This is a genomic window from Rothia sp. HMSC075F09, from assembly GCF_001810515.1.
GTDB lineage: Bacteria > Actinomycetota > Actinomycetes > Actinomycetales > Micrococcaceae > Rothia.
This window is the reverse complement of the sequence record NZ_KV801792.1, coordinates 254747-277496: the sequence shown is the minus strand read 5'-3', so window position 1 is coordinate 277496 and position 22750 is coordinate 254747. Positions and strand designations below refer to the sequence as shown.

General features: G+C 59.6%; 20 protein-coding genes and 1 tRNA gene. 13 read left to right on the top strand and 8 right to left on the bottom strand.

Going from position 1 to position 22750, the window contains the following annotated elements; translation table 11 throughout:
* Positions 1 to 205: 205 nt before the first annotated feature.
* Positions 206 to 1039, top strand: a complete 834-nt coding sequence (locus tag HMPREF2749_RS06255; RefSeq protein WP_049327512.1) for an oxidoreductase — start codon at positions 206 to 208, stop codon at positions 1037 to 1039.
* Between the two features lie 101 nt (positions 1040 to 1140).
* Here HMPREF2749_RS06255 and HMPREF2749_RS06250 read toward each other — a convergent pair whose 3' ends face one another.
* From HMPREF2749_RS06250 to HMPREF2749_RS06240, 3 genes are all read right to left on the bottom strand, one after another.
* Positions 1141 to 1920 carry an amino acid ABC transporter ATP-binding protein gene (locus HMPREF2749_RS06250; protein WP_070593760.1) on the bottom strand — a complete coding sequence of 260 codons (780 nt, stop codon included), beginning with the start codon at positions 1918 to 1920 and terminating at the stop codon, positions 1141 to 1143.
* 33 nt (positions 1921 to 1953) lie between these two features.
* Positions 1954 to 2757 carry an amino acid ABC transporter permease gene (locus HMPREF2749_RS06245; RefSeq protein ID WP_012902971.1) on the bottom strand — a complete coding sequence of 268 codons (804 nt, stop codon included), beginning with the start codon at positions 2755 to 2757 and terminating at the stop codon, positions 1954 to 1956.
* 156 nt (positions 2758 to 2913) lie between these two features.
* Entirely contained in the window at positions 2914 to 3753 is an 840-nt protein-coding gene (locus HMPREF2749_RS06240) for an ABC transporter substrate-binding protein (RefSeq protein WP_070593759.1), read from the bottom strand.
* Positions 3754 to 4008: 255 nt separating this feature from the next.
* Here HMPREF2749_RS06240 and HMPREF2749_RS06235 point away from each other — a divergent pair, with 255 nt between their 5' ends.
* The 4 genes from HMPREF2749_RS06235 (at position 4009) to HMPREF2749_RS09125 (ending at position 7973) form a co-directional block, all read left to right on the top strand.
* Positions 4009 to 4740, top strand: a complete 732-nt coding sequence (locus HMPREF2749_RS06235) for a demethylmenaquinone methyltransferase (protein ID WP_049349165.1) — start codon at positions 4009 to 4011, stop codon at positions 4738 to 4740.
* A 54-nt stretch (positions 4741 to 4794) separates the two neighbouring features.
* Positions 4795 to 5856: a polyprenyl synthetase family protein gene (locus tag HMPREF2749_RS06230; protein WP_049349169.1), complete on the top strand. Its 1062-nt coding sequence runs from the start codon at positions 4795 to 4797 to the stop codon at positions 5854 to 5856.
* Between the two features lie 381 nt (positions 5857 to 6237).
* The gene (locus HMPREF2749_RS06225) at positions 6238 to 7821 is read left to right on the top strand and encodes a sodium-dependent transporter (protein WP_070507021.1); all 1584 of its coding nucleotides are present in this window, start codon (positions 6238 to 6240) and stop codon (positions 7819 to 7821) included.
* An 8-nt stretch (positions 7822 to 7829) separates the two neighbouring features.
* On the top strand, positions 7830 to 7973 hold the full coding sequence (locus HMPREF2749_RS09125) for a methionine/alanine import family NSS transporter small subunit (RefSeq protein ID WP_012902977.1): 144 nt from the start codon (positions 7830 to 7832) through the stop codon (positions 7971 to 7973).
* 98 nt (positions 7974 to 8071) lie between these two features.
* On the opposite strand, the gene rarD is transcribed toward HMPREF2749_RS09125, so the two are convergent.
* Together rarD and HMPREF2749_RS06215 are read right to left on the bottom strand one after the other, a co-directional pair.
* Entirely contained in the window at positions 8072 to 9043 is a 972-nt protein-coding gene (rarD, locus tag HMPREF2749_RS06220; protein WP_070593757.1) for an EamA family transporter RarD, read from the bottom strand.
* Positions 9044 to 9210: 167 nt separating this feature from the next.
* Entirely contained in the window at positions 9211 to 10548 is a 1338-nt protein-coding gene (locus HMPREF2749_RS06215; RefSeq protein ID WP_070593755.1) for a DUF6882 domain-containing protein, read from the bottom strand.
* Positions 10549 to 10828: 280 nt separating this feature from the next.
* Here HMPREF2749_RS06215 and HMPREF2749_RS06210 point away from each other — a divergent pair, with 280 nt between their 5' ends.
* On the top strand, positions 10829 to 12163 hold the full coding sequence (locus tag HMPREF2749_RS06210) for an SseB family protein (protein WP_070593753.1): 1335 nt from the start codon (positions 10829 to 10831) through the stop codon (positions 12161 to 12163).
* Between the two features lie 112 nt (positions 12164 to 12275).
* Here HMPREF2749_RS06210 and HMPREF2749_RS06205 read toward each other — a convergent pair whose 3' ends face one another.
* Positions 12276 to 12866 (bottom strand): Fur family transcriptional regulator, encoded by a 591-nt coding sequence (locus tag HMPREF2749_RS06205; protein WP_005504803.1) that lies wholly within the window; start codon positions 12864 to 12866, stop codon positions 12276 to 12278.
* Between the two features lie 194 nt (positions 12867 to 13060).
* On the opposite strand from HMPREF2749_RS06205, the gene HMPREF2749_RS06200 reads away from it, so the two are divergent.
* Together HMPREF2749_RS06200 and htpX are read left to right on the top strand one after the other, a co-directional pair.
* Positions 13061 to 13324, top strand: coding sequence for a hypothetical protein (locus tag HMPREF2749_RS06200; protein WP_005504804.1), 264 nt, complete (start codon positions 13061 to 13063; stop codon positions 13322 to 13324).
* A gap of 139 nt (positions 13325 to 13463) precedes the next feature.
* Entirely contained in the window at positions 13464 to 14348 is an 885-nt protein-coding gene (gene htpX / locus HMPREF2749_RS06195; RefSeq protein ID WP_070593751.1) for a zinc metalloprotease HtpX, read from the top strand.
* A 201-nt stretch (positions 14349 to 14549) separates the two neighbouring features.
* Here htpX and HMPREF2749_RS06190 read toward each other — a convergent pair whose 3' ends face one another.
* Complete coding sequence (locus HMPREF2749_RS06190; protein ID WP_049341065.1) at positions 14550 to 15041, bottom strand: YajQ family cyclic di-GMP-binding protein; 492 nt, start codon at positions 15039 to 15041, stop codon at positions 14550 to 14552.
* Between the two features lie 141 nt (positions 15042 to 15182).
* Here HMPREF2749_RS06190 and HMPREF2749_RS06185 point away from each other — a divergent pair, with 141 nt between their 5' ends.
* From HMPREF2749_RS06185 to trxA, 3 genes are all read left to right on the top strand, one after another.
* Complete coding sequence (locus HMPREF2749_RS06185; protein ID WP_049341066.1) at positions 15183 to 15569, top strand: hypothetical protein; 387 nt, start codon at positions 15183 to 15185, stop codon at positions 15567 to 15569.
* A 237-nt stretch (positions 15570 to 15806) separates the two neighbouring features.
* A tRNA-Tyr gene (locus HMPREF2749_RS06180) sits at positions 15807 to 15888 on the top strand.
* Between the two features lie 412 nt (positions 15889 to 16300).
* On the top strand, positions 16301 to 16678 hold the full coding sequence (trxA, locus tag HMPREF2749_RS06175) for a thioredoxin (protein ID WP_012902990.1): 378 nt from the start codon (positions 16301 to 16303) through the stop codon (positions 16676 to 16678).
* A 96-nt stretch (positions 16679 to 16774) separates the two neighbouring features.
* Here the strand turns inward: trxA and HMPREF2749_RS06170 are convergent, their stop codons facing one another.
* Positions 16775 to 17938: a DNA-3-methyladenine glycosylase family protein gene (locus HMPREF2749_RS06170; RefSeq protein ID WP_246823508.1), complete on the bottom strand. Its 1164-nt coding sequence runs from the start codon at positions 17936 to 17938 to the stop codon at positions 16775 to 16777.
* Positions 17939 to 18276: 338 nt separating this feature from the next.
* Between HMPREF2749_RS06170 and HMPREF2749_RS06165 the strand changes: the two genes are divergently transcribed.
* Both HMPREF2749_RS06165 and HMPREF2749_RS06160 read left to right on the top strand, forming a co-directional pair.
* Positions 18277 to 20139, top strand: a complete 1863-nt coding sequence (locus HMPREF2749_RS06165) for a DUF2079 domain-containing protein (protein WP_070593747.1) — start codon at positions 18277 to 18279, stop codon at positions 20137 to 20139.
* A gap of 658 nt (positions 20140 to 20797) precedes the next feature.
* A partial coding sequence (locus tag HMPREF2749_RS06160; protein ID WP_070593745.1) for a DEAD/DEAH box helicase occupies positions 20798 to 22750 on the top strand: 1953 nt, incomplete at its 3' end.

The following is a 22750-nucleotide window of genomic DNA, read 5'->3' as shown; positions in this document are numbered from 1 at the left end:
GCATCTGCGCAGGATGCCGCGGCGAGCTTTTTCTCTGTCTTCCTGCCCTCACATATGCCGGTGAGAATACCCTCACGCTACGCCCTGAGCTTTCTGCACGCCGGTTCACCCCGCGTGAGCGTACCCTGAAAGTACCCGCCCGCTAATATGCCCGCTACCACTGCAGGGAACAACCCGAAAGGGGAGCAACCCGAAAGGATACGCAATGCCCAAGTCACTGCAACGCCCCGTCGTTCTTCTCACCGGCGCCAGCTCCGGTATCGGCTACGACGTGGCGCCTCTACTGGTGCGCTATGGCTACACCGTCTACGGTGCCGCCCGCCGCGTTGAGAAGATTGAAGAGCTCGCCTCCGAGGGCGTGAAAGCGCTCAGCCTGGACGTTACCGATGAGGCGTCCATGGAAGCCGCCGTGCAGCAGATTATTGACGCAGAAGGCCGCATTGACGTGCTCATCAACAACGCTGGCTACGGATCCTACGGCGCCATTGAAGACGTCCCCATCGACGAGGCACGCCGCCAGTTCGAGGTGAACCTCTTCGGCCTCGCGCGCCTCACCCAGCTGGTGCTGCCGCATATGCGCGCACGGGGTAGCGGGCGCATCCTGAATATCTCCTCAATGGCGGGGCGTATTACCTCGCCCCTGGGTGCCTGGTACCACGCCACCAAGTACGCCCTCGAGGCGTTCAGCGATGCACTGCGCATGGAAGTTGAAGAGTTCGGTATTGACGTGGTCATTATCGAGCCCGGCGGCATCAAAACCCCCTGGGGACTCATCGCGGCAGACCACCTCGAGGAATCCTCCCGAAACGGTGTCTACGCGGCTCAGGCGCAGCGGGTTGCGGCAAATATGCGTAAGCTCTACTCGCCGTCCTCCAACCTCTCAGAGCCCAAGGTTATCTCTAACGCTATTCTGCGAGCCCTGGAGGCGCGCCGCCCCAAGACCCGCTACCTCGTGGGATTCGGCGCTAAGCCCTCCGTGTTCCTGCATACCGTGCTGCCCGACCGTCTCTTTGACAAGGTTGCGCGCCGTATCTTCTAGAACCGAAATAGCCGCGAACTAGAACATTAAAAAGCGGGCGGTGCTGCGCGAAACAGAATGTTTCGTACAGCACCGCCCGCTACGTTTTTCAAGAGCTAGTACTAGTCTACTACGGCGTGGGTCGGATCGAGCACGCGCGCCAAGAAAGCCTGAGTACGTTCATGCTGGGGGTTGCCAATCACCTGATCGGCGGGACCCTCTTCCACGACCACGCCATCGGCCATGAAGACAACCTTATCGGCGACCTCGCGGGCGAACGCCATCTCGTGAGTCACCACGATCATGGTCATACCCTCATCAGCAAGGTTGCGCATAATGCTCAGAACCTCGCCGACCATCTCCGGGTCGAGCGCACTGGTCGGCTCATCGAAGAGCATCAGGTCCGGGTGCATGGACAGTGCACGCGCAATAGCCACACGCTGCTGCTGACCACCGGACAGCTGAGCCGGGAAGCGGTCTTCCTTGCCCTCCAGGCCAACCTTGGCGAGCTGCTCGAGGGCAACCGCCTCCGCCTCAGCCTTGGAACGGCCCAGAACCTTAATCTGAGCGATCGTGCAGTTATCCAGAATGTTCAGGTGACCGAACAGATTGAACTGCTGGAACACCATACCCATATGGGTACGCACGCGGTTAATGTCTACGTCCGGGTCGGTAACCTCGGTATCGCCCACCATGATGGTGCCGTCGTTCGGCTCCTCCAGCAGGTTCACGCAACGCAACAGGGTGGACTTACCGGAACCCGAAGGGCCGATAAGGCACACGACCTCGCCCGGCTCGACCTGCATGTCAATGCCCTTGAGAACCTGAACCTTGCCGTAAGACTTGTGCAGGTTAGAAATGCGCACCGAGGAGGCGGCCATGGATGAAGTTGAAACAGTCATAGTATCTTCCGTAATCCGTATCTGTCGTTGCGCTTACTTGCGGCCCGCAAGCTGGGTGCGGCGCTCAAAGTATGCGGAGAGCTGGCCCAGCGGAACAGTGATAATCAGGTAGCACAGACCCGCAACCACCAGGGGAGTCAGACCCGCGTTAGCGGCGGTCAGGCCCTCACGGCCGAACTTCGCCAGCTCGTACTGCGAGACGGTCACGCCCAGCAGGTACACGAGGGAGGAGTCCTTGGTCAGCAGGATAACCTCGTTGGTCAGCGGGGGCAGAACCACGCGGAACGCCTGAGGAATAATGATCGAAATCATGGCGCGGGTGTGGGACATACCCAGAGAGCGTGCCGCCTCCATCTGGCCCTTCGGGATCGCCTGCAGGCCCGCACGCAGAACCTCACTAATGTAGGCTGCCGAAACCATACCCAGGGACAGGGTCACCGGAATCAGGTTATCCACGAAGCGAATCTTGAACGCCAGAGGAATACCGTAACCGAACGCGAAGAAGACCAGCAGCGCCGGGATACCGCGGAAAAGCTCCACGTACAGGGTCGCAATCCAACGGTAGGGGGCGATGGAGGAAATACGCATGAGTGCCAGCAGCAAACCGCCGGAGAGGCCTACGATAAAGCCCAGGGTGGTGTACAGCAGGGTGTTCTTCAACGCCACGGTGATGACGTCGGGGAACTGGGCAGCCGCAACGTCCAGGTTGAATACCTGTTGGCTGAGGGTCTTCCAGTCAGCCAGAAGAATGGCTGCCAGAGCAATAACGGCCAGAAGGGCGTACTGTGCGTAGCGGAAGAGCTTCTGCTTCTGACGGGGTGAGAGTTTAGAGGACATGCGCTTTCTTATCCGTGTGCTGTTTATCCGTGTGCTGTTCGGTTAGGAGCGTTCTACACGCTCACAAGGGGTGAAGGCCGGAGAAGCCCCCAACCCAAAAGTAATAAGGGTACTCCTGAATTGGGGGGGGGAGAGAGAGACTAACCGGCTAGATGCTTAGGAAGCGGAGGAAGAGGCGCTCGCGGAGGTGGAGGAAGTGGCACCAACCCACTTGGCCTTCATCTTGTCGAGCTCGCCGTTTTCCTTGAGCTTGGTAATGGTGGCGTTTGCCTTGGCCAACAGTGCCTTGTTGTTGGAGGAAACTGCTGCGGCAATCTGCTCGGTGTTTTCGGAATCCTGGTAGGCAATCTTGAAGGAGTCCGGGTCGTTGGTCAGCGCCTCGGAAACCACGGAGAGGTTCGCTGCGACTGCCTTGATCTGACCGGTCTTCAGAGCGGAGAACATGAGGGAGGTGTCTTCGTACTGGATGACCTCTGCACCGTTTTCCTTGGCGTAGGTTTCACCGCTGGTAGCCTGCTGGGCACCGACGGCCACGCCCTTCAGGTCGGCTGCGGAGGTGATGGAGGAACCCTTAGGAACCAGGATTGCCAGGTTGTCGTCGAAGTAGACGGTGGTGAATTCCATCTTGCTCTTACGTTCATCGGTCACGCCGATACCCGCCAGGGCGATATCGCACTGACCGGTAGCCAGGCCGGTACCGGAGTCTAGGCCCTCGAAGCTAATGGAGGTCAGCTGAGCCTTCACGCCCAGATCAGAGGCGATAGCGTTGGCGATGTCTGCGTCCAGGCCGACGATGGTGCCGTTTTCTTCGTATTCGAAGGGCTTGTAGGGGGTGTTGGTGCAGACGCTGAGGGTGCCGGACTTGACGAGGCTGACCTCGCCGTTAGGGTCGGTGTTCTCGTTGGCGGTGGAGACGCAGCCGGTCAGTGCCAGGGGTAGCACTGCCAGCAGTGCGAGGGGCTTAAGGGATGCCTTCTTGAGGGATGCGGTATTCATTGGGATGCTCCTGTGTGGGGTGTGCTCTATGAAATCTATGGTCTATTGTGCGCGCCTATGTTAAAAAATGCAAGCATATACATAAATATTCATAAATTTTTGCTGAATATGAATAATTTACACCCCCAAAAACTGAATAAAACCCCGAATTAGCGACTCGAAAACCACTTCAGAACGCACCTTAACGCACCGTGCGACACTACTACGGTTTACCCAACTATCGAATCTAGTAACCTCCATGCCACAATTGAGAGCGTGAACGCAGAGAAGAACACCCGCGCAACCCGCGCAACCCTAGACAAGAAAACCAGCGATATCGCCGCCATGTTCGATACCGTAGCCGAACGCTACGACCTCATGAACGGCATCCTTTCCCTCGGCCAGCACATCTACTGGCGCAAGCAGGCAGTCGCAGCCGTAGACGCGCACCCCGGCCAGAAAGTGCTGGACGTAGCCGCAGGCACCGGAGTCTCCTCCGAACCCTTCGCCGACGCCGGCGTGGACGTCATCGCAGCAGACCTCTCCGAAGGCATGCTGGATGTGGGTCGCCGCCGCCGCCCCGACATGACCTTCGTGCAGGCAGACGTCACCGCCCTACCCTTCGATGACGAAACCTTCGACGCAGTGACCATGTCCTACGGCCTGCGCAACGTCGCAAACTACCCCAAAGCGCTGAGCGAAATCTACCGCGTGCTCAAGCCCGGCGGACGCATCGTCATCCTCGAGTTCTCCACCCCGACCTTCGCCCCCTTCGGCGCGGTCTACAAGAACTACATCATGAAGGCGATTCCGCCGATTGCCCGCGCAATCTCCTCCAACCCCGAATCCTACGAATACCTCGCCGAGTCCATCATCGCCTGGCCCAACCAGCAGGAACTGGCGCAGAAGTTCAAGGAGGCGGGCTTCACCTCCGTGCAGTACCGCAACCTCACCGGCGGCATCGTCGCCATTCACCGCGGTTTCAAGCCTGAAGCACACAACGCATAGACACCGCGTTCACACACCACCGAAGACACCAACACCAAGAAGATAGAAGACACCGTGAGCAACGCAGAGCAGCCCATTGCCGCAACCGACCTGCTGGGAGACCTCGACCTGAAGCTTCCTGCAGGCTTCGAACTCATCGCCGCAGACCCCAAGCTGGGTCCGCAGATTCTTTCCTCCCTCGCGCGTATTGAGGAGCGCCTGGCAGAAGCCATCGCACAGACCGATCACCTGGCGGATGTTGCATCCCGCCACCTGCTCTCCGCGGGCGGCAAGCGCGTGCGCCCCCTGCTGGCGTTGCTCTGCGCAGCCGTAGACGGCGAAATCAACGACGAGGTCATCGAAGCCGCCGTGGTCGTTGAACTGACCCACCTGGCAACCCTCTACCACGACGACGTGATGGATGATGCTCCCAAGCGCCGCGGCGTGGACAGCGCCCAGATGATTTGGGGCAATTCCGTCGCGATTCTGACTGGCGACCTGATCTTCTCCCGAGCATCCCTGTTGGTGTCCGAGCTGGGTACCCGCCCCATGAAGATTCAGTCCCAGACCTTCGAGCGTCTGGTGCTCGGCCAGCTCTTCGAAACCACCGGCCCCCGCGAGGGTCAGGACCTGCTCGACCACTACATTGCCGTCATTGAGGGCAAGACCGGCTCCCTGATTGCAGCTGCTGGCGAGTACGGCTCCCTGCTTTCGGGCGCTTCCGAAGAGGTCATCTCCATGGTCAAGGCGTATGGCGAGCTGGTCGGCGTGGCATTCCAGCTGGCTGACGACGTGATCGACATCGTTAGCGACGGCAAGACCAGCGGTAAGACCCGCGGCACCGACCTGCGCGAGGGTGTGCCCACCCTGCCGACCATCCTGCTGGACCGTGCGGTAGCTGCCGGCGACGAATCCGCTGTTACTGTTCGCGCCCTGCTGGATGCCGACCTGAGCTCCGACGAGGCACTGGATGCAGCCGTGGAGGCGCTCGCCGCCCACCCGGTCACCCAGGAAGCATGGCAGATCGCCTACGATTGGGCGGACCGTGCAATTGCCGCGATTGCTCCGCTGCCCGAGTCCACCGCGAAGGCTGCGCTGGAGTCTTTCGCTCACGCTGTGGTTCACCGCGAAGGCTAAAACCCGCCGTGTAGCGTGTACCCGAGTCTAACGACTTCCGGGTGTCTCATACTTCAAAACCCCCGCTGAATCTGCCCGGATTCGGCGGGGGTTTTCTGCGTTATGACTAGTCGGCGCCGATTTTAGGGGTGCTTTGGGGCTCCTCTTACCCTCCGAAAGCTTCCGCATGCTGGGGTCTCCTTGACCGCTATATGCCTTTAAGGTAATCCTTATAGGCATGCCTGAGGCGCACATCCACCCTTCAGACGTTTGACGGCTCCCATGCCCAACCCCGTGTTGGAGAGCCGTTTACTATTTCTGGACGCGAGCAGAGCCCAACCACCCCGACGGGTTATTCTCGCACCAACCATCCGCGTCCCCACACATTCGAGGTTTACAACTATGGGAGCATCTACCCCTAAGGCGCCCACGAAGCGCGAAGGCTTCTCTAGCCGTCGCGTCTTTATCTTTGCCGCCATCGGTTCTGCTGTTGGTCTGGGCAATATTTGGCGTTTCCCCTACATCGCATTTGATAACGGCGGCGGCGCCTTCATGATTCCCTATATTGTCGCCCTGCTGACCGCCGGTCTGACCTTCCTTTTCTTTGACTACGCTATCGGTCACCGTGCGCGTGCGTCGTCCCCGCTTGCTTTCCGCCGTCTGAACCGTAAGACCGAGTTCATCGGCTGGTGGCACATGGGTATTAACTTCGTCATCGCTATCTACTATGCCGCTATTGTGGCGTGGTCGCTGCGTTACATGGTTTTCTCCTTCACCAATGAGTGGGGCGATAACCCGAAGGCGTTCTTCAATGGCGAGTTCCTGAAGGTCGCAGAAACCCCCGGTGTCTCCCTGGACTTCAACATGAACGTCCTGATCCCCATGGTTCTCGTGTGGGGCGTCCTGCTTGCTGTGATGGCTCTGGGCGTTCAGAAGGGTGTGGGTGCAGCCAATATCATCTTTATCCCGCTGCTGCTGGTCATGTTTGTTGGTCTGGTGATTTACTCGCTGACCCTGCCCGGTGCGGCCGATGGTCTGAATGCTCTGTTCACCCCCAGCTGGGACTCCCTGGCTAACCCGGATGTGTGGGTTGCTGCCTACGGTCAGATTTTCTACTCCCTGTCCATTGGCTTCGGTATTATGATTACCTACTCCTCCTACCTGAAGCCTAAGACTGACCTGACCGGTTCCGGTGCTGTGGTTGGTTTCGCGAACTCCGGTTTTGAGCTTCTGGCGGGTATCGGTGTGTTCGCTGCTCTGGGCTTTATGGCTCAGGCTGCTGGCACCCAGGTGAGCGAGGTTGCAACCAGCGGTATTGGCCTGGCGTTCATTGCGTTCCCGACCATTATTTCTCAGGCTCCCGGCGGCGTGCTGATCGGTATCCTCTTCTTTGGCTCCCTGCTCTTTGCTGGTTTCACCTCCCTCATTTCGATTCTTGAGGTGATTATCGCTGGTATTCAGGATAAGTTCGCGACGTCCCGTCTGGCATCTACCATTCTGGTGATTGTTCCGATGGCTCTGATTTCGCTGTTGCTGATGCCGACTACCACCGGTCTGTACGTGCTGGATATTCTCGATAACTTCGTGAACCTCTTCGGTATTCTGGCTGCTGGCCTGTGCGCTATCATCGTGGTCTCCTACGTGGTGCGTGCACTGCCGGCTCTGGCTGAGCACCTGAACCGCTACTCCTCCATCAAGGCTGGCAAGATCTGGATGATTCTGCTGGCTGTCGTGACCCCGCTGGTTCTGGGCTACTCCCTGATTCAGAGCGTTATTAAGCTTGTGGTAACCCCCTATGAGGGTTACCCGGCAGATATGCTGGCTATTTTCGGTTGGGGTATGAGCGCACTCCTGCTGGTTGGCGCAATTGTTGTTTCTCTCTTGCCCTGGTCGAAGAAGTCTCGTGCGGCTGAAGAGCCTCCGGCGCCTCCGGTGATTGCCGGTCAGGTGGAGCACGGCCACGTTGATTCGACCATTACCCGTTAGGAGCCCTCATGTCTTTCTCCGCAATTGTGATGCTCATTGTGGCAATCCTGATCATTTGGGGTGGCCTGGGTTTGGCTCTGCTGAACCTGCACCGTCATCCGGATTTGGATGCTCTCGATGCTGCTGCTGAAGCTCAGGATTCTGAGCTTTAGAGTGTGAACGCGATATAAAGTGATGCCCCGCAGGCGTTAGCCTGCGGGGCATCACTGTGTTTTGTGCGGGACTGTGCTTTATGCGGATTTGGTGAGAGCTACTTGCTCTGTACGTCTTCAGCCTGCACGAGCGGGATCATACCGGTTTCCGGGTCGGACAGAGCGGAGGCGCGGTAGGCGCGGGAGGCACGCAACGCATCCACGGTGAAGATGATGAGAGCGACCCAGATGAGGCTCAGACCCAGCACCTTATCGGCGCTCATCTGCTCGTGCAGAACGGTCAGCGCCAGAACAAACTGGATGGTCGGGCCCAGGTACTGCACCATGCCAATGACTGATAGCGGTAGAGCCTTGGTAGCCGCCGCAAAGAGCATCAGCGGAACAACGGTAACCACGCCGGTGGATGCGAGAAGCCAGAAGTGCCCGGCACCTTCGCTGAAGAGGGTCATTTGTCCCTGAGCATTGAGCACAAAGAGGGTGGCAATGCCGAAGGGCGCCAGAATCAGAGTTTCGAGAGAGAGTGAAACGATGGGGCTCACGTCGTGGGCTACGCGTGCCTTGAGCAGGCCGTAGATGCCGAAGGAGAACGCCAGGCCCAGACCCGTCCAGGGCACCTGACCGTAGATGAGGCTCATCATCAGCACCGCGATACATGAAATTGCGACGGATACCCACTGCGCGGTGCGCAGGCGCTCCTGCAGGAAAATCACGCCCAGCACCACGGAGACCAGCGGGTTAATGAAATAGCCCAGGGATACGTCAATGGTGTGGCCGCTGGTCGTCGCCATCACGTAGATGAGCCAGTTTGCGCAGATGAGGAATGATGCTGCCGTCAGCACCAGCATGATGCGGCGGTCCCGCAGCGCGCGGCGGAAGTCTGCAGTTACCCTTAAAATCGGCAGCAGCAGGGCGCAGAAGATGAGGGAGAAGACCACGCGCGCCACGACAATCTCAATAGGGCCTGCAGGTGCCATCAATACAAAATACAGGGGGAGCAGACCCCAAATAATGTAGGTGCCGATGATGGCGATGAACCCGTTGCGGGTGGTGTGCTTCTGAGTTTCTGACATGGTCTCTTCTTCTGAGTTAAGTTCTTCGGTTACGTTCTTCTAATGCTAGTCCTTGGGATGCGCCAGCGGGGGCATTGATGTGCGTTGAGGCTACTCTACCCGCTGGGGACACGCCACAGGCGCGGTACCACGAGGATACCGCGCCTGAGGAATATTGCGTATTCGGTTTAGAGGCCGAAGAAGCGGGAGAAGAAGCCCTTCTTTTTGGGCTGCTCTGCCTCGCGGCGTGCAGTTTCTTCCTGCTCGCGGCGGGCTGCCTCTTCGTGCTCTGCCTGCAGGTCGGGAGCTGCGCCAGCGTTGCGGATGGGCTCCACGTGCTGCTCTTCGTATTCTGCTGCATCCTGCTCAGCCTCTGCGGACTGCTCAGCTGCAGTCTCAACGGCGACCGGCTCCTCAGCGTACTCTGCGGAAGCCTCAACGGTCTCGTGCTCGGGCTGCTCGGCACCGATGGATTCGTCGGTGTAGACGCGAGCCTGCTCGGTCTCTTCTGCCTCGTACTCGCCGGGCAGGGTCTCCACGGTGACCAGGCCGGGCTCTGCGTGCTCTGCCGGCTCCTGATCGAAGGGAGCCTCGTCGGCAGGGTAGAGGTTCTCGGTGCTCTCAACGCCGGCAACCTCGGTCTCTGCGACCGGTGCGTGCTCGGCAATTTCTGCGGCGCGCTCAGCCTCAGCCTCGGCACGTGCAGCGGCGCGTTCTGCCGCCTCCTGCTCGCGCTGTGCGTTCTGAGCGGCTGCTTCAGCGGCTGCCACGCGCTCAATCTCGGCGCGCAGTGCCGCGAGGGATTCGCGACGCTGTGCGGCAGCGGCTGCGCACTGCTCCAGTACCTCGGGGCCAACCTGAGGTTCAGCCTGCTCGATGCCGCTGATACGGCCCTCGTCGAACCACAGGCGCAGGGCACCGTCGGTTGCGGTCAGAACGGCGGTTGCCTCGGTGTCCCAAGCAATGTGGAAGCCACGCTGCTGAGCGTAGGAGTCCACCGCCAGAACCTGGTTGTGTACCTCTTCGCTCTGCAGGGTCTTAGCAATGACGCGGCCAATACCCTTGTAGGTCGGTGCCTCGAGGGTCAGCTCAGCACCCTCCAGCAGGGTCCATGCGCGCACGCCAGCGCCCGCGGGTAGCGGGTAGTGTGCGTACAGGCCACTGATGGTTTTGGTCGCCAGGGTCAGGCGGCGTGCCAGAGACTCGGAGAGGGGCAGCTCGTCGGTGGTCAGCTCAACCAGACCGTCACGCTCACCGGTTTCACGCGCCTGAATAGCGGCAGAAACAACGGAGTCGGGGAAGTAGCCCAGCTGCTGCCAAGACCAAATCCAAGTACCGCGGTTCTCAGATTCAGTGCCCAGCAGATGCGGCTTGAGCGAGAGCGGGGGAGTGGTCTCAAAGTCCAGAGACTGGGAGGTGAAATCCACGTTCCACTCGGAGGTACCCACGAGCTCGGCGAGTCGAGCCTGGTACTCGGTGGAGATAAAGATCGATGCGTCGATAAGGTCCTGCAGAGAATTCGTCATGCTTCAAGATTATCAACCTTTTAGCGTTCACTATGCCGTGTATCCCCGGTTTTAGTGTGTGCTTTAGGCGTATTGGGCTCTAAGGCGCCTGTTTGAGCCGTATCCAAGAGCTCTGAGGGAGAGGTAGAGCATATATCTTTCGGCGTAAACTATCTGCGTTGAGTGCCTGTGTTCGTTAGAATCGAAGGGACGGCTTCTTCCGGCACCCTGTAAGCCGACACTACGACCGAACACGGATGCCTCCAGCCGCGCCGTATTCACACTCAAGGATGTATGAACTATGACTGAACCCCGCCTTGCCGAGACGAGTAGCCGCGCCGCGCGCATCCAGGATGCGCTGAACAACATTGGAAGCTGGCTGCTGGATGTCGTTAGTGTTGACTCCGGCTGGAGCGAAATGGTGCTGGACGTCAAGCCTCTGGCAGGTCAGATTTTCGTGCGTGTGCGTGAATTCCGCGACGGCGAAGAGTTCATTGGCACCATCGGCCCGCTCAAGGACGGCTCGCCCATTATTGCTGAGGTCCGTAAGCTACAGCGCGCCGCCTACGACGGTAACCGCGGCACCTGGTTTACCGCCTCCATCGTGGTTGCGGCTACCGGCTGGCCCAACCCGCAGTTCAGCGTGGGTGCCTCCTACAACCGTGACGACGAGCCCGCTAGCTGGAAGAATGAGGGCACCCTGACCGCAACCGACGTGCGTGAGCACCTGGCTGAGTTCCCTCGCGATGCGTCGCGTATCCCGCAGTGGGCTCGTGAGCGTATGGAGGGTCGTGCCCGCCACTCCGCCGCCGCGGCACTGTCTTCGAGCGAGCATGAGATTCCGAACCCCTACTTGGTTGCTGCTCTGGAGACCTTCCGCAACGACGTGCAGGAGCGAACCCTCATTAACGTGGTCCGCACGATGCTCGGTGGTGACGTTCTGCTCGATGCGACCGGTTCCCTGCTGATTCCGTCTGAGACCGACCCGATGGGCCCCGAGTCGGTGCTGACCCACCAGGTTATTCGCATGCCCGAGACCGGTATGCAGGCGTTGTGCGTGTTCTCCTCCTCCGAGCACATTGGTAAGAGCTACGTGCGTCAGGAGTCCGAGGGCGACGAGTTGATTCTGCGTGAACCGGCGATGAAGGTCTTTATCGATTTCCTCGGCAACGAGGCGCTGGACCTGATTGTGGTTGACCCCGGCACCGACCACGAGTGCTACATTGAGCGCGCTCAGGTGCAGTGGATTGTCACTTCGCCCCGTAACGACGGCGCGAAGATGGCGCTGACCCAGGACAACATGCAGATGCTACTCGGCTCGCTGGTGTCCCCGGCGTCCGTGCTGCTGGTGGGTGTTGACCCGGCTGACCCGTCCGGTACCTCTTTCGTCTTTGACCCGGATGAGAACGGTAACCCGCAGAGCCTGCTGGTGTTCACTTCGCCCATTGAGATTGCGGCACTGGATCCGCATATTGAGGTGCGTTCGGCGAACGCCCTGGATATTCTGCGTTACGCCCTGGAGATTGGCGCCCCGAGCGTGAAGGTGAACGCGATTAACCCCTCCACGGTGTTGACCGCGGCGCAGATCCGCGAGCTGCTGGAGATTGTGGGCTCTCAGCCCCGCATGGGTGCCTAAGCCCTTGCATCGAATATCTTAACCGTTGAGGCGGCGACACGAGTTGTGTCGCCGCCTCAACGGTTTAAAACGCTCATGACCGAGCCTGCCCGAGACTCCCGGGGCTATAGGGTTATGCCGCCAGGATGCGCGTTGCCGCTTCCTGCTGGGTGCGGGCGAGTGCCGCCTCCTGCTCGGTCTGGCAGTCTACACATACGCCCTGGTAGAGCACGTCTGCGCTGAAGAGTGCCATGCCGTGAAAATCGCTGGGGGTCAGGCAGGGTGCGGAGCCGACCGCGCAGTCCACGTCTTCGACCTTGCCGCAGCGTACGCAGAAGGCGTGGTGGTGGTTGTCGCCCGTGCGGGTTTCGTAGAGGGCGGGGGTTCCCGGCGGCTCAAACTTACGCAGCAGGTCGATGTCGGTCAGGTCGGCAAGAATCACGTAGACCGACTGAACCGTAATGGCGGGGATGCGCTCGCGGACTGCCTGCACGATGGTGTCGGCGGTGGAGTGCGGGTGTTCCTGCACTGCGTGGAGTACGGCGAGGCGCTGCTTGGTGACGCGGCGGCCCCTGGCGCGCAGTCCGGTGGTCCATGCTTCTTCGAGCTGTTCGGGGCTCATTGCGGAGAGCAGGGGTAGGCCGGTGGTGTGGGCGCAACCGGTGTTGTGATGGTCTGGGCTTTGAGCCTTCTTCGTGTCGGAGGTTGTCTTTGCGTCGGTCATAGGTTTAAGTCTACACGTTATTATGAGAAATTCATCATTATTTTATGAAAAATTCATAATAAGCCGGTGGAGCGTCCCTTTCATCCACTCTGTGGCGCCCCTCCTCGCCCCGGCCTCGGGTGTGAAGAGATGCCGTACAATCAAAGAACCTAGAGTAACCCGTACCGGCGATCACCATCAAGGAGGATAGGGTCATGGTGTACGACTTCACAAACCCCATCTACATTCTGCTGATGATTCTGCTCTTCGGTGTGCCCATCGTGACCCCGGTGATTTACGGCCAGTACCGCAGTACTACCACTGGTTTTGATCTGGAGGGTCAGCTGATGCTCGGTCTGCTCTTCATCCTTTTTCTGGGCGCGTACGGCACGATTCTGCTGCTGGGTATTTTCCCCACTGCTACGGCGCAGGTGCTGGAGCAGGTGCCCCTGGTGAATATTCCGGGCGCTATTCCCTAATCCCTTTTGAGCTTTCGGCGCATGGGTGACGCTCTGGGTGAATCCGCGTGCCATAAGGTGCGCCCGCGGGTGCTTGCACGTATTCTATAGAGTCAAGTACACGCTGTACGCACTGACCTAATTGTTCAGGAGGATACCCATGCACAGCCATAACAACGGACTGAAAACTGCCCTGTTGATGGGCTCCATGGTGGGCATGATGTTGCTCATCGGTGGCCTGCTTTCGGCGACTTTCCGCACCTCCATTTTCATCTGGGTTATGGGCCTGTTTAGCTTGGGTTCGGTCGTGTACACCTACTGGAACTCCGATAAGCTCGCCCTACGTTCCATGAATGCTTACCCGGTCAGCCGTGAAGAGGTTCCGGTACTTTACGACATAGTGGAGGAGCTGTCCTCCCGCGCGGGTCAGCCCATGCCCGCCCTCTACGTGGCACCGACTATGACCCCGAACGCGTTTGCGACCGGCCGTAACCCGCAGAATGCGGCGGTGTGTTGCACTGAGGGTATTTTGCAGTTGCTGGATGAGCGCGAGATGCGCGGCGTGCTCGGCCACGAGCTGATGCACGTGTACAACCGCGATATCCTCACCTCTTCGGTGGCGGCGGGTATCGCCTCCATCATCGGTCCGATTGCGCAGATTCTTTCGTTTGGCGCGATGTTCGGTGGATCCAACCGCGATGGTGAACGTTCCAACCCCCTCGCCATGTTCGTGGTTGCTATGCTGGCTCCCATTGCTACTCAGGTCATCCAGATGGCTATTAGCCGCACCCGTGAATTTGATGCCGACGAGGACGGCGCACGTCTGACCGGCGACCCGCTGGCTCTGGCTTCGGCACTGCACAAGCTGGAGAGCGGCGTGTCCATGTACCCGATGGACCCGAACAACCGTAGCACTGAGGCGGCGAGCGCCATGATGATTGCGAATCCCTTCGGTTCGCTGAAGAGCATGCTCTCTACTCACCCGCCGATGGATCAGCGTATTGCGCGTCTGCAGCAGCAGGCTCGTGAGATGGGTCAGTACTAAGTCTTTTTGTCGCCCTCATCTCTGGGCGTGAATATGACCCGGGGTGACGATTGTGACCCGCGATGACGGGTTGGCAGACAAAAAATCCTCGGGGTGGCTACTGTGGAAGTAGCCACCCCGAGGATTTTTACGTTTCGGCTTCTAGTCCTCTATCCTCACCCATCGCTGGGCGGGGATAGAGGGTGAGAGCCTCGCCTGAGCTTAGCGGTAGTTGACGAACTGCAGGTCAATCTCAAGATCAGCGGACTTGAGCATTGCAATGACTTCCTGCAGGTCATCGCGGGACTTGGAGGAGACGCGCAGCTCGTCGCCCTGGATGTTCGCCTTTACGCCCTTGGGGCCCTCTTCGCGGATCATCTTGGAGATCTTCTTTGCCTGATCCTGCGCGATGCCTTCCTTGATGGAGCATTCGATGCGGATTTCCTTGCCGGATGCGTAGGGCTTGCCGGAGTCCAGGGACTTCAGGGAGATGCCGCGCTTGACCAGCTTGGACTGGAAAACGTCCAGCACTGCCAGTGCGCGCTCTTCGGCGTTTGCCTTGATGAGGATCTTGTCGCCGGAGTAGTCGATTTCTGCGCCAACGCCACGGAAGTCGTAACGCTGGGAGATTTCCTTCTGCGCCTGGTGCAGTGCGTTAGAAACTTCCTGCTTGTCCACCTTGGACACAATGTCGAATGAGGATTCGCTAGCCATGGGTTTTCCTTTCGTGAATGAGGTGCTACTGGCACCGGTTAGTACTAGCCTACCGGGTTGGGGCTCTTGTTCACAGCTAACTAACAGAAATACGGGCCTGTTTTACAGGCGTTACCAACCTAAAAAGAGGACAATAGAGATATGACCATTCATAACCTGTCTGCAACGGACGCACACACGAGCGAGGAAGCTCACGACCTGCAAACCCTGCTCTTCATTGACTTGCATACCTCTCTGGGCGCTGAGCCCGAAGATATTCCTGAGGCTGAGCGCCTCAGCGAGTCTGACCACCACGATATTCACCTTGACCTGCACGAGGAAGATGCTGAGCCTTCTCTCTTTGACGGTATCGGTATCACCCTGACGGAACCTTCGCTGGTGGCACGTTTCCGTGGCGTTCGCCGTGACCTGGAGCGTGAGATTGCCGGTGACATGTGCACCGTGGAGCAGGCGCGCCGCTATCTGGAGCACCTGGAGATTGTGCTTCTGCTTGAGCAGGATGGCGATACTCCTTCCCGCTCCTTCTAAAACTGCTGTAGGCGGTGGCTTTATTCGCGGCTTTATTCATAAGGTGAGAGCGTGGGCGCTGCGATAGATATGGGCGCGCGGTGAGCGTGCGCTGACGCTCTTGTGTGACGAAAAGACGATAAATACAACCAGACATATAACCTTCGTCACAAAACCCTATGTGAAGTGTACAAGTCCCTAAAACTGCTGTAGAGTAGTCTCTGTTCGCTTGAGCGAGCAACTAGCACCTAGCTAGGCGGCAGGTTACCCGAGCGGCCAAAGGGGGCTGACTGTAAATCAGCTGGCACTGCCTACGGGGGTTCGAATCCCTCACCTGCCACAAATAGCCCGGTTACGAAAGTAACCGGGCTTTTGTGTATCTAAAACCAGTTTTATAGCGGATTCCGCAGCCGCTTTCCAACCCAGCTGCTTTCCACCGCGGTAATCTTCCACCACAGTGGTCTTCCACAGCAACGGTCTTTCATGGTTGCGCCCGTATTTTCTGGGTGCCCGCATTGGGTGCTTTCCTCAGGATGCTGTAGGGGACGACCACGGGGCTTCGCCCGCCGGGTCGGGCGCCTCCATCATTCGGCTACAGGGACATTCGCCAGAGTATTCGCGACACGCCCGTAAACCGGCTGAAACAGCCGCAAAAAGTATTTACTATGACCGCAATTTGTCATATCTTTCACATGTTTGAATCCCAGAGCGAACAATTAGCGATTGGGGTCTTGAGGGTGTAGCTTTATCTCATGGCTACTAATGAAATTACTCAGCAGAACCTGACTGCTACCGTCGAGAGCAACGATATTGTCTTCCTGGACTTCTGGGCAGATTGGTGCGGTCCCTGCAAGCAGTTCTCCCCCGTCTACGAGGCGGCTTCGGAGAAGCACAGCGACATTGTTTTCGGCAAGGTCGACACCGAGGACCAGGGCCAGCTCGCTCAGGCAGCAGGCATCACCTCCATCCCCACCATCATGGGCTTCCGTGACGGTATCCTGGTATACCAGCAGGCTGGCGCACTGCGCGAAGACCAGCTGGAGACCGTAATCGGTTCGATCCGCGAGCTCGACATGGACAAGGTCCGTGCAGAGATCGCAGCAGCAGAGGGCTCTGCAGAGAAGAAGTAAGCTCACCACCACAAAAGAGCTTGAACGGGGCGCACCCGCCGGCACAACCGGCAGGGGCGCCCCGCCCCCTTTTAACCTCGTTAGGGTGCATGCGTGTTAGCGGTCGCGGTGATCTTCAATGGTCATGCGCGCCCCGAACCTCTGCTTTGAGAAGCCAGAAGCATGCATGAGCCGCACCAGACGCTGCCGATGCGGGCTGTAGGGTACCAGCAGGGCGAGCATACCCGCATCATCGGTGCGTTGACCGGTGAATAGCTCACCGACCGCGTGCGCCAGATGGTAGTCGCCCACGCTGATGGCATCTGGATGCCCGCACACACGCTGCAGGGCCTCGGAAATACTCCACGGGCCCACGCCGCGCACAGCGTGCAGGCTCCGCGCCAGAAGTGCGACGTCGCCTTCTGCCGCAATGTTTTTTAGAGACTCTGCGGAACGAGCGTAAGCGTACACGGCATCGTAGCGGCTTTTATCAACGCCAGCCCGATGCCAATCCCAGGTAGGAATCGTCGCCAGGGTCCGGGCGTTTGGGTAGACGCGCATCCCCTCCGGCTGATGCCCCAGCCCGGTCGAAGGGGCGGGGGAGCCGTACTTTCGCAGAACCCAGCCTAAGGTCCTGAACGCTTCGGTCTGGGTGATGCGCTGCTCCACAATGGCGTTGAGCATCTGCCGGTCCAGCTGCCCCGAAGCGCTGAGGCGGAGCCCCGGATTCTGCCGCCACGCCTGCTGAACACGCGGCGGAAGAGACTCAAAAGAAGACAGAGCACCGAACTGTTCGGCGGGGTCGTGCAACCCCAGCCAGTACGTCATTTCCTGCGCTAGCGCCTGAAGGTCGGCTCGCGCCTGCATCTGCTGATCAGCGGCACTATAAGAAACCCAGATACGAATACGCACCGGGCGCATCAGCAGGCGATGCAGGGAGGGGAGAGTCTCGGGAAGCTTAGCTGGCTGCGCCAATCGTTCGGCGTACAGCACCGCCGGGAACTCATGAAACGGCGTGCGAGCCGTCAACCAGATTCTCTCGGCACCATCCGCGCGGCTCAGCGCACGATACGAAAGATCCTGAGCACCGCGGCGCAACGACCCCAACGTCTGCGACAACTGCACCGGAACATGCGGCTCAATCACAACCTCGCACACCTCAGGAGCCAGGACACCCGGAAGGGGCGAAGCGGCGGAGGAGAGAGTACGAACCTGAACGCGCGGCTGGTGAAGAACGGTAGGCTCCTGAAGAACATCCGCAAGCGCTGGCGCATAGGGCACACCAGCTGCCGCTAAAGGATGCCGGATGCGCCGAGCACCCGCTACCGGGTGGCTGTCAAGGGCCGCACAGTTAGGGGTGACACCGCCGGGGGTTGAGGAAGGAAACGTACTCACCACACCAGTCTATGCGCCCAAACCGGGCAACAACATCCGGGGCAGATATTTGAGGGACAAGATACAAAAAGCGCAGGAAGGGCAGGCACAGCGCTAATGCGATACCCTAAAGGGTAGAGTGAGAACGAACGCAAACTCCGCCACCGGCAACGACAAAGGCGACGCGTTCCACCCGTTCTGTGGGCGCCTGTAGCCCGGACACACACCCCGAGAGAAGGACGCCTATGGCAGCGGAAGCACACGAAGCATCCTCGAATACTGACGCACCTGAACAGAAGAACAGCACCGACACCAGCGCGGGCCGTACTCAGCGCGCCAAGAAACAGCCGCGTCAGTCCCTCACCGAGCGCGTCAAAAGCATCCGCCCCCTCGAACTACTACCCGGCCTGCTGCTTGCCGCCGCCGTCATGGCGTTGTACACCTACTACTCGCTGCAACAGATGAAGCACTGGATTACGCCCTCCTGGGACCTGGCGATTTTCACCCAGATGGCTCAGGCGTACTCGCACTTCTCCGTGCCCATCGTGCCCATTAAGGGGCCCGACTTTAACCTCTGGGGTGACCACTTCCACCCGATTCTGGTGCTCCTGGGACCCGTCTACGCGCTGTTCCCCTCGCCGACCACGCTACTGGTCGTGCAGAACGCCCTGGTCGCCTTCGCAAGCTTTGCCATTGTGCGCTTCACTCAGCGTGCCTTCGCGCTCGCCCAGAAGACTGAGGACGCACAGAAAACTGAGGACGCGCAGAAGAACGAACCTGCGCAGACTGCTCAGTCCGCAAAACTTCAGAGTGTCATCCCGACCATCACCGGTCTGCTGCTCGGCGCCGGATTCGCCCTCAGCTTCGGAGTTCAGCAGGCTATCGCCGCCCAATTCCACGAAGTAGCCTTCGCCGTGCCGCTGCTTGCCATGAGCCTCGGTTACCTGGTGCTCGCCTCGCGAGTGAGTGGCACCGAACGTGCCCGCTACCTCGCCTACGCTTGCTGGTGGTCCCTGCCCATTGCCTTCGTCAAAGAAGATATGGGTATCACCGTCGCAGCCATCGGCCTCATTATCTTTATTCGCACCGGCTGGCTGAGCACCGCCGTAGACATTCTGATGCCGCGCCTCTCCGCGGGCACCCCCGCCCCCATGCGAATCCGCGTGCATCAGCTCTACTCCTCCTGGGCGCGCACCCCCGCCGTCGCCGAATCCACCATGGTCATGATTTGGGGCGTATTCTGGTCCGCCGTCGCCATCTACGTGATTCTGCCCTACTTCAATAGCGGCGGAAACTTCGACTATGCCGACAAGGTGAACTTATCTGCGGCTCTGGGCGACCCCTTCGGCTCGGCACTGCAGATGCTCAGCAACAACACCAAGCTGGCAACCCTCGGCCTGCTGCTCATTACCGGAGCAGTCCTCTGGGTGATTTCTCCGCTCGCGGCAATTGCCCTGCCGACCCTTGCCTGGCGTCTACTCTCCACCATGGAATCCTACTGGGCAAGCACCTGGCACTACTCGCTCGTGCTCATGCCCGTCGTCTTCTTCGCCCTGCTCGACGCTGTCATGCGGATACGCTACGGAGTGGTTCCCGCTGCGATTCCGGCGCGTTTGGGCGCGCGCGCAGCCGATAGCGCCTCCGCGCAGGAACCTCAGACCAATACCGAGCCCGGCCGCCTGACCGCCACGGCGCGCCGCATGCCCGTGTGGGTTCTGCCTGCCGTGGCGCTCTTCCTAGCCGCGTCCCCGATTTTCGTGCCCGGATCCCAGCAGCCCCTCGCGTCCCTGGGTAATGCGCAGTTCACCGCCTCCGCGCTGACTACGACTGACCAGATGAAGCGGGACGCCGTCCAGAAGGTACCTGAAGGGGTATCGGTCGCATCTGACCTGTCGATTCTGACCCAGCTGATTCCCGGTCGTACCGTCTACTGGATTGGACACACCGGTAAGCCAGCGCCCGACTACGTGGTCATCGACCGCATGAGCAACTCCTGGGGCGGCAACCCGCCGACCAACGCCGCACAGTATGCGGCTGACCGCTACGGCAGCTCCTACGCTAAGTATGCGACTGTCGGCACGATTGATATTGTGCGTCGCGTGGATTAATCCCAGGACTGCATAGGCATGATGCGTGCCTGAAAAGCGCCCGCCCTCCGGCTGTGAGGGTGGGCGCTCGCCGTTAAGAGATGAGGTTTTAAGCACCTTTTGGGGTTAAATGGACGCCGCTAAGGTAGACTAGGTAGAACACGGGAACCCCCGATGAAGGTCTTGTGCGCACCCGGCACCCAAGGTGGTGCTGGAATTGTAGGTGCGCCGTACTCACCATCACCGATTGATACGCCCCATAAATTTGCGGTTTACACCGTACACGAGGGCTTCTCTTAACGATCTCTGGTCCAGCGTCTTTGCTGCGTCTGCTGTAACAGACACACCACCGCCGTGTAAGCGGGAAGGCGAACCACCAGGAATACGTGACATTGCATGTGAGCATTACCCACCCTGTACACCCTGATTCACAGGAACTACTGTGCGTTGAGCGTAGAGTACGAACAAGCGTGCGGATAATGTGCCGAGAAATTCAAGACCACCCCCAGCAAAAGCCGCTACCCGCAGCATCCGCAGAACACCTCTGCAGAATGCGCCGGTAACGGAGGACCCCTGGACGTTCTACTCCCCAGGGGATGATGTGTGGCTGGGCCGTGAAGGGGACACCCGGTAAGCGCCGAAAAGCGTGCGCTTCCACCCCTACCGTATAGAGGAAAAATTGACTGAGAATACTGCTACCCCGGCCGAACTGAACGCCGAGGCAGAGACCGTTGTGACCACTGAGAACATCACCGAGAACACCGTTGAGAGCCCTGCTGTAGAAGCAGAAGAAACCACCGCAGAAGCTACTGTAGAAACCCCCGCAGAAGAAACCGCCGACAAGGCTGAAGAAGAAGGCGTACGCTTCACCGACCTGGGCCTGGACGCTCGCGTCCTGGCAGCTCTGGAAGAGGTAGGCTACGAGAAGCCGTCCCCCATCCAGGAACAGACCATCCCGCTGCTGCTCGAAGGCCACGATGTGGTCGGTCTGGCACAGACCGGTACCGGTAAGACTGCAGCATTCGCGCTGCCGGCACTGTCCCGCATGGCTGAACTTGCTGACGTCAACGGCATCTCCCGCGACACCCAGGTTCTGGTCCTGGCACCCACCCGCGAGCTGGCTCTGCAGGTTGCAGAAGCCTTCTCCTCCTACGCAACCCACATGGAGGACTTCACCGTCCTGCCCATCTACGGTGGCTCCCCCTACGGCCCGCAGCTGGCTGGTCTGCGCCGCGGTGCGCAGGTCGTCGTCGGTACCCCCGGCCGCGTGATTGACCACCTGGAAAAGGGCTCCCTGGACCTGTCCAACCTGCAGTACCTGGTGCTGGATGAAGCAGACGAAATGCTGCGCATGGGCTTCGCCGAAGACGTGGAAAAGATCCTCGAAGGCACCCCCGACACCAAGCAGGTCGCGCTCTTCTCCGCAACCATGCCCAACTCGATCCGCAAGATCGCTCAGCAGTACCTGAACGACCCCCGCGAGGTTCGCGTCAAGGCTAAGACCACCACCAGCGCAAACATTACTCAGCGCTACATGCAGGTCATGCACTCCCACAAGCTGGACGCAATGACCCGCGTGCTCGAGGTCGAAAACTATGACGGCATCATTGTCTTCGTGCGCACCAAGAAGGAAACCGAGGAAGTCGCCGACAAGCTGAAGGCACGCGGTTTCGCGGCAGCAGCGATTAACGGTGACATCCCCCAGCAGCTGCGTGAGCGCACCGTTGACGCCCTGCGTGACGGTCGCATCGACATCCTCGTGGCAACCGACGTGGCGGCACGCGGCCTGGACGTTGAGCGCATCTCCCTGGTTGTTAACTACGACATCCCCCACGACACCGAGTCCTACGTGCACCGCATCGGTCGTACCGGCCGTGCAGGTCGCGAAGGTGCCGCAATCCTCTTCGTCACCCCGCGTGAGAAGTACATGCTGCGTCAAATCGAGAAGGCAACCCGCCAGAAGGTCGAGCCGATGCACATGCCCACCGCAGAGGCAGTGAACGAGACCCGTAAGCAGCGCTTCGCACAGCAGATTACCGAGACCATCGAGTCTGAGGACCTGAGCTTCTTCCGCCAGATTATCGAGGACTACGAGAACGAGCACGACACCACCGCTGAGGACATTGCGGCTGCACTGGCTGTTATCGCCCAGCAGGGTCGCCCGTTCTTCCTGGATGAGGAAGAGGACATCGCGCGCAACTCCCGCCCCTTCTCCGACGACGATTCGGACCGCGGCGGCCGCAAGGCTAAGCGCGCGCACAACGACGAGGGCATGGTCAACTACAAGCTGAACGTTGGCCGTTCCTCCCGTGTGACTGCAGGCGCTATCGTGGGTGCGCTGGCTAACGAGGGTGGCATTAAGGGCTCCCAGATTGGCTCCATCGACATTCGCCAGCACTTCACCATTGTTGGCCTGCCCGAGGACCTGCCCCGCGACTTCTTCGATCGCCTGCGCGACACCAAGATCGCTGGCGAGTTCATCAACATCCGCAAGGACAACGGTCCCAAGGGTGGCGGCGGTGGCCGCAGCTTCGGTGGTGGCCGTCGTGAGGGCGGTTTCCGCGACTTCGATCGCCGCGAGGGTGGTCGTCGTGAAGGTAGCTACCGCGGTAACCGTGACGGTGGCCGTGAC